This window comes from Pradoshia sp. Z4_20 (assembly GCF_058216035.1).
Genome location: NZ_JBZAJD010000001.1, coordinates 106,901 through 122,605, shown reverse-complemented (window position 1 = coordinate 122,605; position 15,705 = coordinate 106,901). Strand labels below are relative to the sequence as shown.

The 15,705-nt window shown below is 40.5% G+C and carries 12 protein-coding genes and 1 other annotated feature; of the genes, 1 reads left to right on the top strand and 11 read right to left on the bottom strand.

Going from position 1 to position 15,705, the window contains the following annotated elements; genetic code table 11:
• Positions 1-67: 67 nt before the first annotated feature.
• From leuD to AC4BHP_RS00475, 11 genes are all read right to left on the bottom strand, one after another.
• Positions 68-655, bottom strand: coding sequence for a 3-isopropylmalate dehydratase small subunit (gene leuD / locus AC4BHP_RS00525; RefSeq protein ID WP_066108658.1), 588 nt, complete (start codon positions 653-655; stop codon positions 68-70).
• 1 nt (position 656) lies between these two features.
• Complete coding sequence (gene leuC / locus AC4BHP_RS00520) at positions 657-2,081, bottom strand: 3-isopropylmalate dehydratase large subunit (protein ID WP_066108660.1); 1,425 nt, start codon at positions 2,079-2,081, stop codon at positions 657-659.
• Positions 2,082-2,120: 39 nt separating this feature from the next.
• Positions 2,121-3,230, bottom strand: coding sequence for a 3-isopropylmalate dehydrogenase (gene leuB, locus AC4BHP_RS00515; protein ID WP_490551072.1), 1,110 nt, complete (start codon positions 3,228-3,230; stop codon positions 2,121-2,123).
• Positions 3,231-3,253: 23 nt separating this feature from the next.
• Complete coding sequence (locus AC4BHP_RS00510) at positions 3,254-4,792, bottom strand: 2-isopropylmalate synthase (protein WP_490551071.1); 1,539 nt, start codon at positions 4,790-4,792, stop codon at positions 3,254-3,256.
• The gene (ilvC, locus tag AC4BHP_RS00505) at positions 4,779-5,810 is read right to left on the bottom strand and encodes a ketol-acid reductoisomerase (RefSeq protein WP_490551070.1); all 1,032 of its coding nucleotides are present in this window, start codon (positions 5,808-5,810) and stop codon (positions 4,779-4,781) included. The genes AC4BHP_RS00510 and ilvC overlap by 14 nt, the downstream gene beginning before the upstream one ends.
• 28 nt (positions 5,811-5,838) lie before the next feature.
• Positions 5,839-6,357 (bottom strand): acetolactate synthase small subunit, encoded by a 519-nt coding sequence (ilvN, locus tag AC4BHP_RS00500; RefSeq protein ID WP_066108669.1) that lies wholly within the window; start codon positions 6,355-6,357, stop codon positions 5,839-5,841.
• Positions 6,354-8,084, bottom strand: a complete 1,731-nt coding sequence (gene ilvB, locus AC4BHP_RS00495) for an acetolactate synthase large subunit (protein ID WP_148630947.1) — start codon at positions 8,082-8,084, stop codon at positions 6,354-6,356. The genes ilvN and ilvB overlap by 4 nt, the downstream gene beginning before the upstream one ends.
• 92 nt (positions 8,085-8,176) lie before the next feature.
• Positions 8,177-8,420, bottom strand: a binding site (T-box leader).
• A gap of 431 nt (positions 8,421-8,851) precedes the next feature.
• Positions 8,852-9,040, bottom strand: a complete 189-nt coding sequence (locus tag AC4BHP_RS00490; protein WP_066108679.1) for a hypothetical protein — start codon at positions 9,038-9,040, stop codon at positions 8,852-8,854.
• Between the two features lie 224 nt (positions 9,041-9,264).
• Entirely contained in the window at positions 9,265-11,121 is a 1,857-nt protein-coding gene (locus AC4BHP_RS00485; RefSeq protein WP_490551069.1) for an ABC transporter ATP-binding protein, read from the bottom strand.
• A complete protein-coding gene (locus AC4BHP_RS00480) occupies positions 11,111-12,844 on the bottom strand; it encodes an ABC transporter ATP-binding protein (RefSeq protein WP_066109241.1) in 1,734 nt (577 codons plus the stop codon). Before AC4BHP_RS00480 ends, AC4BHP_RS00485 begins: the two co-directional genes overlap by 11 nt.
• Positions 12,845-13,024: 180 nt before the next feature.
• Positions 13,025-14,374, bottom strand: coding sequence for an APC family permease (locus AC4BHP_RS00475; protein ID WP_490551068.1), 1,350 nt, complete (start codon positions 14,372-14,374; stop codon positions 13,025-13,027).
• 434 nt (positions 14,375-14,808) lie between these two features.
• Here AC4BHP_RS00475 and AC4BHP_RS00470 point away from each other — a divergent pair, with 434 nt between their 5' ends.
• Entirely contained in the window at positions 14,809-15,618 is an 810-nt protein-coding gene (locus AC4BHP_RS00470) for an SDR family oxidoreductase (protein WP_490551067.1), read from the top strand.
• Positions 15,619-15,705: the final 87 nt, after the last annotated feature.

The following is a 15,705-nucleotide window of genomic DNA, read 5'->3' as shown; positions in this document are numbered from 1 at the left end:
AAATCTTTCTGTTATTCACTCAATAAGCAATGAAACGCAAAAAAACATAGACTATATATCTTGTAGTCTATGCCAGTATTCTCTGTTCGTATTGATTGATTTCTTCATTATACTGAAGCGTTAGTTCAATTTCATCCCAACCATTAATCAGCATGTTCTTCCAATATGGATGAATATCAAATCGAGCAAGTACGTTTTCTTGTGCTCTCAATTCTTGATTAGGTAGATCAACCGTTAGATCCAACGGTGTTTTACGTATAAATTCCTTTAGTGAAGCAAGAGTCTCTTTTTCTAAGGTTATCGGCAGTATTCCATTTTGCAAACAGTTTTGATGAAAAATATCTGCAAAGGAGGAAGCTAAAATTACTTTAAACCCATAATCCCCCAGTGCCCATGGGGCATGCTCACGAGAGGATCCACATCCAAAATTTTCACCTGCCAACAAAATGGTCGCACCTTTAGCTTCAGGCTGATTCAGTTCAAAATCGTCTCGCTCGGTTCCATCTGCATGAAAACGCCAGTCAAAAAATACATACCTGCCAAACCCGGTACGCTCAATGCGCTTTAGGAACTGCTTCGGTATAATCTGATCTGTATCGACATGATCGCGTTCAAGAATAACAGGTTTACCTGTATAGACTGTCATTTTTTCCATTTTAGTGACCTCCTTTTCCAGAAATCATAGGATTCACCGCTTCTCTGATATCTACAAACTTTCCGTAAATCGCTGCCGCTGCTGCCATGCGCGGAGATACTAAATGCGTTCTTGCTCCAGTGCCCTGTCTTCCTTCAAAATTACGGTTCGACGTGGAAGCACAATGTTCACCTGCCGGCACCACATCTGGATTCATACTTAAGCACATGCTGCAGCCTGCTTCTCTCCATTCGAATCCAGCTGCTTTGAAAATCGTATCCAGACCTTCTTCCTCTGCCATCTTCTTAACAGCCTGTGAGCCTGGAACGACCATTGCTCTCACTCCTGCAGCAACCCTATTACCATCGATAATTTCAGCCGCTTCCCTTAAATCTTCTATCCTGGAATTTGTGCAGGAACCAATAAATACATGCTGAACCGGTATATCTGTAATTGCCTGACCTTCTTTAAGACCCATGTATTCTAGCGCTCGCTGTAATGTTTTGGCTGCTGCTGGCTTCATTGAATTTGAATGAGGGATATTCCCGGTTACCGGGCTGCACATCCCAGGATTGGTACCCCAACTGACCATAGGAGAAATATCATCTCCATTCATGTAGATTACTTTGTCATAATCTGCATCAGCATCACTGGCCAATTCTGACCACCGCTTACAATATTCCTCGAATTCGTCCGGCACGGGAGCATATTTCCGGCCCTTCATATAAGAAAAAGTAGTTTCATCCGGGCTAACCAGACCGGCACGAGCGCCGCCTTCAATAGACATATTACACATAGTCATGCGCTCTTCCATCGACATATTACGTACTACATCGCCTGCATATTCCAAAATATAGCCGTTACCAAAGTTCGTTCCATTTTGAGTGATGATAAATAAAATGACATCCTTTGCAGTAACCCCATTTTGGAGTGAACCGTTTATTTCAATTTTCATCGTTTTCGGTTTGTTTTGCCAAATGGTTTGCGTCGCTAATACATGCTCCACTTCGCTCGTGCCAATTCCAAAGGCCAATGCACCAAATGCACCATGTGTAGATGTATGACTGTCGCCGCAAACAATGGTTTTTCCCGGCCAGGTTAAGCCTAAATCAGGTCCAATCACATGGACAATTCCCTGGTCTTCACTATCAAGGCCTGCTAAAGGTACTCCAAATTCCTGGCAATTCCGTTCAAGTGCTGTCAATTGCCTTTTCGCCACCTCATCTGTTATTACAAAACGATTAATGGTGGGGACATTATGATCCATTGTTGCAAAGGTCAAATCTGGTCTGCGTACCTTTCTTTTCTTTAGGCGAAGACCCTCAAATGCCTGAGGAGAAGTCACTTCATGAACGAGATGCAGATCGATGTATAATAAATCTGGTTTTCCCGCCTCCTTGTGCACTATATGATTTTCCCAGATTTTATCCACGATCGATTTACCCACATAGATCCCTCCTCATTTTATTGATACCTTTAATTTTTTTTACGCGTACGCTTCCATAATGTGAAAAATAGCGTCCTTCTGCAAAATTTCTTCCTTAATAGCCCTGGCCATTTCCGTAGTTGACAGCACTTTTCCATCTCCTGATATATCTATTGTATGTTTGCCGGAGTCCAGTACATTTTTCACCGCTTGTTCCACTATACTTGCCTCTTCTTCCATTTGGAAGGAATGGCGAAGCATCGATGCAACAGACAGAATCATTGCAATTGGATTAGCTTTATCCTGGCCTGCGATATCCGGGGCAGAGCCGTGAATTGGTTCATATAAATGCAAACCATTTTCAGAAAGACTTGCTGAAGGGAGCATTCCAAGTGAACCAGTTAAGACACTTGCCTCATCGCTCAAAATATCACCAAACATATTTTCAGTCACCAATATGTCAAATTGCCTTGGATTACGGATAAGCTGCATCGCTGCGTTGTCTACGAGCATATGCTCAAGCTTCACTTTTGGATACTCACTGGCTACTTCTTCTGCCACCTCTCTCCACATTCGGCTTGATTCTAATACATTTGCCTTATCAACGGATGTTACCTTTCCTTTTCGTTCCTTTGCCAATTCAAAAGCGAGTATGATAATCCGCTTTACTTCTTCGCGTTCGTAATACAGAGTATCGACAGCAGATTCCATGCCATCATGATAATTACGCTTACTCGGTTTGCCAAAATATAACCCGCCCGTTAGTTCCCTCACGATTAAAAAATCCGTACCATCAATGATTTCTTTTTTCAAAGGTGATGAATCCTCGATGCTGGCATAATAACTGATTGGACGCATATTTGCGTATAAATTTAACTCTTTGCGGATTTTTAACAGCCCTTGCTCAGGTCGCATCTCCGGGGGATTATGATCCCATTTCGGACCGCCAACTGCTCCAAGTAACACGGCATCATTTCGTTTACAAAGGTCAATCGTTTTTTCAGATAAAGGGGTACCCTCCGTGTCAATCGCTGCCCCGCCAATTTGCCCATATTCAAAGACGAATTCATGCCCGAATCGTTCACCAATAGCATTGAGGATTTCGAGGGCTCCTATCATAATTTCTGGTCCAATTCCGTCACCCGGCAATACAGCAATGTTTTTTTTCATATCGAAGAAATCCCCCTTATTGATTAATTCGTGATCACCATTGATTGGTGCTCTACTGTTAAAATCACTCGGTTAATAGCATTTAAATACGCTTTGGCCGACGCTTCCAACACATCCTGGGCTAATCCCCGTCCGCTTGTTTCCACTCCCTGATAAATAATTCTTACAAACACCTGTGCCAACGCATCTCTGCCGCCGCCAACTGATTGAATACGGTAATCCTGCAGCTTAACTGGTTTCTGGATGCAACGCTCGAGCGTATTGTATAACGCTTCAATACTCCCTGCTCCAGTGGAGGCCTCCTGTATTCTGTCGTTATTTACCCCTGACAATGTAACGGTTGCTGTAGGAATCTGATTGGTTCCGTATTGAACCTGAATGGAAATTAATTCATAATAGTTATCCTCTTTTGTTACTTTCTCTTCCAGTACTAACGCGACAATATCATCATCTGTCATTTCTTTCTTACGATCTGCGAGATCCTTGAATACTTTGAAAAGGTGATTAACTTCTTCATCCGACACAGGGAAGCCTAACTCTTCTAATTTTGTACGGAATGCATGCCGGCCTGAATGCTTACCAAGCACCATGGAGTTAGAACTTAATCCAACTAATTCAGGTTCAATTATCTCGTAGGTTGTTTTCTCTTTAAGCACACCGTCTTGATGAATGCCGGATTCATGTGCAAAGGCATTTTTACCTACTACAGCTTTATTTGGCGGGATTACCATACCTGTCAGTTTACTGACCAATTCACTTGTACGTTTAATTTCACTAAGAACCAAGCCGGTTTCTGCCTGATAAAAATCTTTTCTTGTATATAGGCCAAGCGCTACTTCTTCCAGTGCAGTATTCCCGGCCCGTTCACCAATTCCATTAATGGTACCTTCTATCTGAGTCGCTCCGGCCAGAATCGCTGCCATAGAATTGGCGGTCGCCAATCCTAAATCGTCATGGCAATGGGCAGACAACGTAACCTGATCTATAGATGGAACGTGGCTCATTAGATATCGGAAGACTTCACTGTATTCTTTCGGTGTGATATAACCAACCGTATCCGGGATATTGATGATCTTTGCTCCGGCTTTGATAGCTTCTTCCACAATCCGAGCCAGGAATGGAAGCTCTGTTCGGCAAGCATCTTCAGCTGACCATTGAATAACCGGGAAATACTTCGAAGCATAACGGATCGAAGCCACGGCAGCTTCAACTACCTGATCCTCCGTCATTTTCAGCTTATACTGCCTGTGTATGGGTGATGTAGCAAGAAAGACATGTATCCTCGGGTCGGCCGTTTGCTTTAAAGCTCCCCACACTGCATCAATATCACTTTCCACAGATCTTGCCAGTCCTGTTACCGTTGAATTTTTGACTAAATCAGCAATTTTCTTCACTGATTCGAAATCTCCTGGAGAGGCTGCGGGAAAACCAGCCTCAATGATATCTACACCCATTTTTTCTAATTGTTTGGCTATCTCCAGTTTTTCGGTCAAATTAAGAGTGACTCCGGCAGATTGTTCTCCATCACGTAAGGTCGTGTCAAAAATATTAATTTTTCGCACTGCCGACCACTTCTTTCTGTTTCTTTTTTTGCTGTTGAATAAATGGCATCATTTGACGAAGTTCTCTGCCTACCTGTTCAATTGGATGTGCATTTTCCTGTGCCTGTGTCGCGTTAAATACAGGTCTGTTCACTTGATTTTCAAGCAGCCATCCTTTTGCAAATGTGCCATTCTGAATTTCTTTTAACACTTGCTTCATTTCTTCTTTAACAGCCGGGCCAACTACGCGGGGACCTGAAACAAAATCACCCCATTGAGCGGTATCAGAAATGGAATAGCGCATCCCTTCCATGCCGCCTTCATACATGAGATCAACAATTAATTTCAATTCATGTAAACATTCAAAGTAAGCAAGCTCAGGCTGATAGCCAGCTTCCGTCAGCGTTTCAAAACCTGCCTTTACCAAGGAGGTAAGTCCCCCGCAAAGTACTGCCTGTTCTCCAAATAAATCTGTTTCGGTCTCTTCCTTGAATGTAGTTTCAAGAGCTCCTGCCCTAAGTGCTCCAATCCCTTTTGCGTAAGCCAATGCAACTTCTCTTGCTTCACCTGACACATCCTGATAGATGGAAAATAATGCTGGAACACCTGCCCCTTGTTCAAATGTCCTTCTGACTAAATGGCCCGGTCCTTTTGGCGCCACTAGGGATACATCTACAAATGCCGGAGGAACAATTTGATGATAATGGACATTGAAACCATGAGCGAACATCAGTGTATGACCTTTCCGCAAGACTGGTTCAATCTCTGCTTTATATACTTTTGTTTGATGTTCATCCGGTAAGAGAATCATGATTACATCTGCTTCCTCGCTTGCTTCCCTAACAGATTTAACATCAAATCCATCTTCAACCGCCTGGTTCCAAGATTTACCCTCTCGCAATCCAATAACTACTTCAAATCCGCTTTCCCGTAAGTTCTGTGCATGGGCATGCCCCTGTGATCCATATCCAATAACTGCTACCTTTTTATTTGATAAAGCTGCTTCATTTGCTTCATTTTGATAGTACATTTTTGCCATAATTGTTCTCTCCCTTTTTCATTTTTATTTAGACAATTGAATAATTCTTTGTTCCCTGGTTGCCCATTTGAGTGGAGCGGGCAAAAGCGGTAGTGCCTGTTCTAGCTAATTCCTTAATTCCGTACGGCTTGACTAATTCGATAAAAGCTTCTATTTTATTTGATTCACCGGTTATTTGAATCACAAGACTTTCTTTGCCAATATCAATAACCGAAGCTCTAAAAGGCTCAATGAGTGAGTAAATCTCACTTCTCGATTGGGGAGTGGCTGTTACTTTTACTAACGCAAGCTCCCTGGCTACAACGGATTGATCTGTTATGTCCTGTACCTTTATGACATCAATCTGTTTATTTAATTGTTTGGTAATTTGTTCTGCAATTTGCACGGATTCGACGTTTACAACACAAGTTATTCGCGCTCTCTCCTCCATTTCGGATTGCCCTACCGTAATACTTTCAATGTTATAATTTCGTTTCGTAAATAAATTGGTAATCCGGTTAAGGACACCCGGTCTGTTTAGAACGGTTAAAGTGATGATCCTTTTCAATTTTTCTTCACCCCTACCATTTCATTAATTCCCTTTCCAGGTGCAACCATTGGGTATACATTTTCTTTAGGTTCTACAAAAATATTAATTAGTACTGGACTATCTTTACTAAATTCTTCGTTAAATACCCTTTCAGCTTCTTCCTCCGTCCGGATATCGAATCCCTTTATTCCATAAGCTTCAGCCAGCTTGCTGAAGGAGGGCTGGGAACGAAATACACTTTCTGAGTATCGGGATTCATAAAAGATTTCCTGCCATTGGCGTACCATTCCAAGAGAACCATTATTGATAATGATAATTTTTACCGGCAAGTTCAGTTCTGCGATAACAGCAAGTTCCTGAATGGACATTTGGATACCCCCATCACCATTTACGGAGATAACCAAATCATCTGGTTCAGCAATTTGTGCTCCAATCGCAGCCGGTAATCCAAACCCCATCGTGCCAAGTCCTCCGGAGGTTACCCATGCATTCGGACGCTTAAAAGGATAATACTGGGCAGCCCACATTTGATGCTGACCAACATCGGTTGTCACGATGGCATCCCCATTACTCATTTCATAAATCATTTCCATAATTCTCTGTGGTTTCAGGTGCTGACCGTTCCCCTTGTCATAATAGAATGGTGCATCCTCCAGCCAATTCTGAATTTGCTTCCTCCAGCCCTCGTTATCTGGCTGTTTGCCATTCTGCTTGATTAAATGCTTCAGAGCATGCCTGGCATCTCCTACAACCGGGATAGCCGTCGGAACATTTTTACCGATTTCAGCAGGATCAATATCTATATGGGCAACCATTGCATGTGGAGCGAACTTTGATAGATTACCTGTTAAACGATCGTCAAACCTGGCACCAATATTGATTAATAGGTCACATTCAGACAGTGCCATATTGGCTGCGTATATTCCGTGCATCCCTCCCATTCCGATGTAAAGCGGATGACTCGGAGGAAAACTGCCAAGTCCCAATAATGTATTAACGACTGGGATTTGCTGTTGCTCAGCATATTCAAGTAAGTACTTTGAGGCTTTCGCATGAAGGATACCTGCACCAGCCAAGAAAACGGGTTTCTTAGAAGAACTGACTGCTTCTACGAGTCTTCTAATCTGCAAATAATTAGGTTCATACTTTGGCTGATATCCCGGCAAATGGATTGTCTCAGGTTCCTCTTCTATTGCTACGAGCTGAGCCATATCTTTCGGAATATCAATGAGGACTGGCCCTGGCCGTCCTGTTGAAGCAATATGAAAGGCCTCCTTCACGATTCTTGGAATATCTGCCGTATTTCGAATTTGATAATTATGCTTTGTGATCGGTGTTGTAACTCCTAAAATATCTGCCTCCTGAAAAGCATCTGTTCCGATTACTCCTGTACCAACCTGACCGGTAAAAACGACTAAAGGCAAGGAATCCATCATGGCATCAGCAAGACCTGTGACAATATTGGTTGCTCCGGGACCAGAGGTAGCAATTACCACTCCAGGCTTTCCACTTATCCTTGCATATCCTTCAGCCGCATAGATTGCGCCTTGCTCATGTCTTGGCAACACATGCTTCAATCCCGATTTATAAAGTGCATCATAAATGGGTAGAACGGCACCTCCGGGGTATCCAAATAAAACCTCCACTCCTTGCTTTTTCAGGGCATTGACCAACATCTCGGCTCCGCTGATTTTTATTTCAGTTTGTAGGCTTTTCTTCTCAGCAAGAGCTGTTTTCTCCAACATGGAATCTACCTCCTGTTTAGTGATAGGCTTATTTGCCAGGTCTTTTTTAAAAATAAAAAAGCCTTTTCATCACATACGTTTCCCAATTGAAACGCAGGGATGAAAAGGCTTGTTGTCCTTTCCATGGTACCACCCTAATTCATAATTGATTTCATCAATCATGCACTCTTTACTTTTGATAACGGGTTGATCGGTCAAACCCGGTCTGTATTACTGGAGAGTTCATACAGACGCTCAAAGGGGAGTTCATACTTGGAAACAGTACCGATTCTCAGCACCATCGGCTCTCTGTAACTGTTCAGCCCACTTACTACTTATCCTTATCATCGCTTCTACTTATTAAATTCTTGTTATTAGTTCCACTATTATAAATCCAAATAATTACTAATTTGTTATCTCGTTGAAATTTATAATACGACCTTCCAGACACATAGTCAACTGATTTTTCTAAATTATTAGACTATTTAATTAATTCTGAATAATTGTATGCGCTTTCATTGTTTTTGCTAAGCGGTTTTCCTATTTTTAAATTTTTATCATCGCAATATCATTTGTAATTAAAAGAAATAAATGAAATTTCATCTCTATTTTTTACACAAAAAAGAGCCTATAAGCTCTGGAATTTATTGTGACACTCTGATTCTGGGTATAAATTTCACTAAAATAATAAATACAATAGCTGCTAAAAGTGTATAAGGCAAGTATTTCCCAAACAGGTCGGTAAAACGGAACGGTGCTTCATGGATAAACTCGGCTTTCTTCCATTTTTAGTTACCGATTTCAACAGCAATGGCAGAATCAGAAGATTGATTATTCAATTTATAATACTTAGTGCCTACAGGGTATATGTTAGAGCCATTCCCTTTATATTGTCCGGTATCGTCATCTGCTATTGACTCCACCTTGCCTATGTATTTACCAATTTTCCGAGGATCTATTGCCTCATCTTCCTTCATTTCATATACCTTACCCTCCCAAACAACAAAGTATTTATTCCAACTTAATACTTGGGCCAATGATAGATAGATGAATGAAAGGACAAATAGTATCAGGGTCGTCTTTTTTTCAAAGCAATCGAACTCCTTCTTAAATACTATTTTAATAGTAGCATATAATTTCCATATTATTTACATATAATTCAATAAAAAATCCTGCGGATCAATTACCACAGGATTTCACATTATGAAGTCTGGATATTTTTATACTGGCTATCATACATTTCACTGTATCGACCTTTATGCCGTAATAATTCTTCATGCGTTCCACTCTCTTTGACTTGGCCGTCATCAATGACCATAATCTTATCTGCCTCGCGAATCGTACTGAGCCTGTGTGCAATCACAAAGCTGGTACGTCCTCTCATCACTTTACGCATAGCATTCTGTATGGCAAGCTCTGTTCTCGTATCTACACTGCTCGTTGCCTCATCCAGGATCAGGATTGCTGGATCCTTTAATATTGCCCGGGCAATAGCTAGCAGCTGCTTGTTCCCTTGGCTGAGATTCGAGCCATTTTCTAGAAGCATCGTATCGTAGCCATTTGGAAGTCTTGTAATAAAATAATGAGCATTTGCCGTTCTGGCAGCTTCAATCATTTCTTCATCTGTAGCATCCAACCGGCCATATTTTATATTCTCTTTAATGGTTCCCGTAAACAAATACGTGTCCTGCAGCACAATCCCAAACGTATCTCTTAAGCTCTCTCTTGTATAATCACGAATATCTACCCCATCGATTAAGATGCTCCCTTCAGATACCTCATAAAATCTGGTTAAGAGATTCGTAATGGTTGTCTTCCCTGCACCAGTTGGTCCCACTAGCGCATTGTGGCTGCCCGTTTTTGCTTCAAAACTGATATTTTTTAAGATGGGGTGATTTGCGTCATATCCAAATGAAACATTCTTAAACGTTACATTTCCTTCTGAATGCCGGAGTGGAACCGCATGCTCGCCATCTTTTGTCTCTTCATTCTCATCAATCACCTGGAATACCCGTTCAGCACCTGCAACTGCAGACTGAAATAGATTGAATATATTGGCCAAATCATTTAACGGTCTCGTAAACTGCCTTGAATAGCTGACAAAACTGGCGATCACCCCAATCGTTACAGCTTCATTTACAGCCAAGATACCGCCTACAATTGCAATCGCGGCCAGTCCAAGATTATTAATTGCATTCATTAATGGCATTAAATAACCTGACCAGATTTGTGCCTTCCTTCCTGATTCAAATAATTTACCATTGATTTCTTCAAACGTCTCGACCACTTGATTTTCTCTATTAAAGGCTTTAATAATAAGCGTTCCGGATATCGTTTCTTCTATATGTCCGTTCAATTTGCCTAAATGTTTTTGCTGTTCCCGAAATAAAACCCGTGTCCGTTTAGCAATCATTTTCGTCAGCAAATACATAAATGGTATCGTAATACATGCAGCAACCGTCAAAATGGGGCTCAATATTAGCATCATAATAAATGATCCCGTTATTGTGATGACTCCACCCATCAGCTGCGTAGTCGATTGAGAAATACTACTGCTGACATTATCGATATCATTTGTAACTCTGCTCATCATATCGCCATGGGCATGCGAATCAAAATAACCGATTGGTAATTTAAGCAGCTTATGAAATAGCTTGCTTCTTAAAGATTGAACAACCCGCTGAGAAACTCGGACCATCATCCAGCCCTGGAGCAAACTGGATATTCCATCTGTTACATAGACCACAGCCAAAATTAGAATCATCATATGTAATAAGTTCAGGTCAACTGATTCCTTCGCAATCGTATCGACCGTTCTTCCAATCCAATAGGGAACAAATAAGCTGATAGCTGAACTAATAACAACAAAGCCAAAAATAATCCACAGACTTCTCTTTTCAGACCCAAAAAATCCCCAAATCCTTTTAAGAGTTCCCGTAAAATCCTTAGGTTTTTCTACAGGAGCAAATCGGCCCGCACCATGGCCATGGCCTCTTCCCCCTGGTTTCGGCATTTGCGGCTGTGAGGGCTTGCTTCCATTCTCCGATTTATTTGCCATGGCTAACCATCTCCTCACCTATTTGCGAACGTATAATTTCCTGATAAACCGGATTATGTGTTTTTAACTCTTCATGATTTCCAATACCTACTATTTTCCCATTATCCATAATGATAATTTTGTCGGCATCCATAACAGAGGTTATTCTTTGGGCAATCAAAAAAATCATCGACCCTTTCGTTCTTTCCCCTAATGATTCCTTTAATTGCTTCTCCGTGACCGCATCAAGTGCGCTGGTTGAATCATCAAGAATTAAAACAGATGATTTTTTCAACAGGGCTCTGGCAATCGATAATCTTTGCTTTTGGCCACCGGAAAGATTAATTCCGCCCTGTCCAAGATGAGTATCATACCCATTGGGCAAAGCCTCTATGAATGTATGGGCACAGGCTGCCTTGGCTGCCTGTACCACCTCTTCCATACTGGCATTCCCATTTCCCCAAAGTATATTTTCTTTAATCGTTCCCGTAAATAATATAGATTTCTGAGGCACATATGCCACAGACTCTCTCAATAAAGCTGGGTCCATCATTTGAATGTTTACCCCATTCATATAAATAGCACCTTTAGAAGGTTCATACAATCTAGGAATCAAGTTAACCAGACTGCTCTTTCCTGATCCGGTTGAACCTATTATCCCAACTGTCTCTCCCATATTTACATGAAAGGTAGCATCTTTTACTACAAAGTCCTTCGTTCCAAAGTATGAAAAACCAACTTGATTAAAAAAGATACCTTCTTTATCAATAGCTTTTCCAGATGTATCAAGTGTTGAAGGAGGCTCCTCAGTATTAAATACTTCTCCAATCCTTCCGGCAGATACCCTTGCCCGAACAAAGAAATTAAATATCATTGAAATCATCGATAAAGATACTAAGATTTGAGTCATATAGTTCACATAGGCAACAATTTGTCCAACCTGCATCTGTCCATTATTTATATTCCAACCGCCCACTAAAAGGACGAGCACAATTCCAAAATTCACGGTTAGCATGATTCCAGGACTAAATACAGACATTACTCGCATAGCTTTAATAGAGGTTTCTGCCAAATCATCATTCCGTTCTTCAAAACGCTCCTTCTCAAACTTAGAACGATTGAATGCCCTGATCACCCGTATGCCGGATAAATATTCTCTCATTACCCCGTTCAAGCGATCTGTCACTTTTTGAACGCGGATAAAGAAAGGAAAGCTAAGTTTCAGATTCAGCATAATGATACCCGCTACAATCGGAATAATAATTAATAGAATCCATGATATAGAAGCATTTAAACGGACTGCCATGATAATGCTCCCTATACAAATCAATGGAGCCTTCACCATAATTCTCATCAAGCCGTTCACAAATACTTGCACCTGCGTTACGTCATTTGTAAGCCTTGTAACTAGAGTCGCTGCTTCAAAACGGTTCATTTGCACGAGTTTTAAAGACTGTATCTTTTTATATAAATCAGAGCGAAGTTCGGCTCCCATTTTTTGCGAAATATTACTGGAGATTATATTCCTGCTTATCGCACCCAACGCACCTACTGCCGTAACAACTAACATCACTCCGCCCATTTCCAATACAAAAGAAAGGTCTTTATTTGCTACACCTTTATCAATCATCGTTGCTAATATCGTAGGCAGAAGCAAATCACAAATGGCTTCAACCATTAAAAATAGAATCGCAACCGTAAATAAAACTCCATATTTCTTTATATATTTTCGTAAATACCCCATACCTTCACCTTTTTTCGTTACCGACATATGACTACATCCTTATTTTGCTAAAACCTTTTCAATCATACAAGTAAAAAGCCCAATTTACCTTTCCTTTTAAAAACAGTTTAGGAGCTTTATATATAGATAGATAAAAAAACACACGGAATTTCCTAATCGGAAACCCGTGTGTATTCATATTTACATATTTGATTTTTTCAGATAGAGATATACAGGATAACCCAATGCGGTAATCGCTAATCCAATTAAAGAATATAAGGTATCGGTAAAAACCGTACATACCAATATATATACTCCACCAATGATTCCGACAAGCGGAACAAACGGATAGAAAGGAACTCGATAAGTCGGAACTAAGTCCTTACGCTTTTTACGAAGGATGAAAACCCCGTAAATGGCCATTACAAAGAAAATCCATGTGGCAAATAAGGCCAGAGTAGACAGTGTATTAAATGATCCAGATAAAATATAAATAATCGATAAGACCACTTCAAAAATAAAGACATTAATCGGTGTACTTGTACGACTTTCAACACGTCCCATAACATGATGGAACGGGAAGATCTTGCTTTGTGCCATCGCAAATGGCACTCGGACACCTGTCATCAAATATCCGTTCAATGTACCAAATATAGAGATTAGAATCCCTATCGAGATAATCGCTGAGCCGCCGCTTCCAAAAAGAATGAGAGCAGCATCCGTTGCTACTTTTTCTGTCGAAACAATCTCCTGAACAGACATAACAGAGAAAAAGGCTACGTTTATTAGGACATAAGCTGCAATAATAATTGTCATTCCAAATAAAATAGAGCGTGGTAAGTCGCGCTGAGGATTTTTCATTTCTCCAGCCATATTTCCAACACTCACCCAGCCTTCATAGGCAAACAAAGTTCCTAGGATTGCAGCACCAAAGCTAGTTAGGGTAAAGCTATGAACAGATTCTCCCGAGAATAGCGATGCTGTTTCTTTCCCCATTCCATGAATAATTCCAAACACGATAATGGCAATAATTGGAATCATTTTAGCTATCGTAGAAATGAACTGAATCCTGCCTCCAAGTTTAGTTGAGATGATATTTAGTGCGGCCACAAATACTAAAATACCAATCGCTAATAATTTTTGCTGGAGGTCTGTCATAGGCATAAAATATGTTGCTTGTGTGGCAAAAACGATGGATAGCGCCGCCAGAATGCCTGGTATATAGATTAACGCTTGTACCCATCCAAATAGGAAAGCAAATTTTTCTCCATAAAGCTCCTTCAAATAAGCGAATACCCCACCTGTCTCCGGTATAGCTGAGCCAATCTCAGCCAACGTCAGAGCAGCTGCAAGAGTAATTAATCCCCCAAGTAACCAAGCTATAATAGCCGCAACTGGAGAACCGGCGCTTTCCAATACTGGAGTAGCTTTAAAAAATATACCTGATCCAATTACAACCCCAACTACAATGGTTAAGGCTTCTTTCAAACCAATCTCTTTCTTTAAAACAGCTCCCGCTGCATAGATGTTCTTCTTTTGATGTTTTGACATGGCTTAATTAATCCTCTCAAAATAAGTTCCTTATTTCACATATTAAAAATGTTATCCGAAAGAGAGAAGTTATTCAAGACAATTATTGATTTATTAATCATATTAGTATAGCGAAAATTGAATTTATTAATTGATACACTCCTAAATTATCCTATTTTATTTAATAATTACTTCACTAATTATTTGCTCACAATATTTTATAGGAGTATGGTATGTTCTAGTTTCTAATATCTCTTGATGACGAACTAGCTTCCTTTCCAAAACCTAGTCTTGAAACCGTTATTTTTTATGGATATACATAAACATTTGAGTTTTATATTTTAACCTCTTATATAAAAGTTTAGAATTTGTTCTGAATCTTCATATAGTTAAATTTTACCACTAATCAAAAAACATTTATAATAAAAATTGAATCATATAAGGAGGTTGGAACTATGACGAAACAAGTATATGTCATTACAGGCGGATCTGGCGGAATGGGGAAAGCAACTGCTGAATTAGTCGGCAAGAAGGGGACTGTCCTTTTAGCAGACGTTTCGCATGAACGCTTACTTCAAACAAAAGAGGAATTGGCTGGAAAAGGGATTACAGATGTCCTCATTCAAGTCGTTGATATTACATCTAAGGAAAACGTTGCAGACCTAGCTGATAAGACTGCTGAGCTGGGTACATTAAAAGGATTAGTTCATACAGCAGGCCTTTCTCCTACTATGGCGGATTCAAAACGGATTACAGAAGTTAACCTGGTTGGGACAGGCATTATTCTAGAAGCTTTCCTTCCACTTGCTACAGAAGGAACAGCGGTCGTTTGCATCTCTTCCATGAGCGGTTATATGGCTCCCCGTCAAGGCCCTTATATGGAAGTACTAAAACAGCCGTTAGCTGAAAATGCCGTGGAAACAATGGAGCAATTTGCCCAAGGGAATCCTGGGGCTGCCTACAGTTTATCTAAATTAGGCGTACAATTAATTGTTGAGGACCAGGCATGGACATGGGGAGAAAAAGGCGCACGCATAAATTCTCTCTCTCCTGGAACAATCAACACACCAATGGGACGTCAGGAAGCCTCAAAGCAAGCAGAAATGAAGAAGATGCTTGAAATTACACCTTTACGTCGTGAAGGGGAATCAAAAGAGATTGCAACAGCTGTAGAATTTTTATTAAGCGATGCGGCTTCTTATATCACAGGTATCGACTTACGTGTAGATGGCGGTACTGTAGCAAATCTAGCAAAACATAAATAAACAATCCTACAGTAATAGTAAATACTCTATTGCACTCTGAACATTAGGTTTCAAGCTTAACTTTCAGGGTGCTTTGTATGAATGCCT

What these genes read in the sequence shown, in the direction of transcription:
- leuB (WP_490551072.1), bottom strand. Translation starts at nt 3,230, where the DNA reads ATGAAAAAAAACATTGCTGTATTGCCGGGTGACGGAATTGGACCAGAA.
- ilvB (WP_148630947.1), bottom strand. Translation starts at nt 8,084, where the DNA reads ATGTTGGAGAAAACAGCTCTTGCTGAGAAGAAAAGCCTACAAACTGAA.
- ilvC (WP_490551070.1), bottom strand. Translation starts at nt 5,810, where the DNA reads ATGGCAAAAATGTACTATCAAAATGAAGCAAATGAAGCAGCTTTATCA.
- leuD (WP_066108658.1), bottom strand. Translation starts at nt 655, where the DNA reads ATGGAAAAAATGACAGTCTATACAGGTAAACCTGTTATTCTTGAACGC.
- AC4BHP_RS00480 (WP_066109241.1), bottom strand. Translation starts at nt 12,844, where the DNA reads ATGGGGTATTTACGAAAATATATAAAGAAATATGGAGTTTTATTTACG.
- AC4BHP_RS00475 (WP_490551068.1), bottom strand. Translation starts at nt 14,374, where the DNA reads ATGTCAAAACATCAAAAGAAGAACATCTATGCAGCGGGAGCTGTTTTA.
- AC4BHP_RS00485 (WP_490551069.1), bottom strand. Translation starts at nt 11,121, where the DNA reads ATGGCAAATAAATCGGAGAATGGAAGCAAGCCCTCACAGCCGCAAATG.
- AC4BHP_RS00470 (WP_490551067.1), top strand. Translation starts at nt 14,809, where the DNA reads ATGACGAAACAAGTATATGTCATTACAGGCGGATCTGGCGGAATGGGG.
- AC4BHP_RS00490 (WP_066108679.1), bottom strand. Translation starts at nt 9,040, where the DNA reads ATGAAGGAAGATGAGGCAATAGATCCTCGGAAAATTGGTAAATACATA.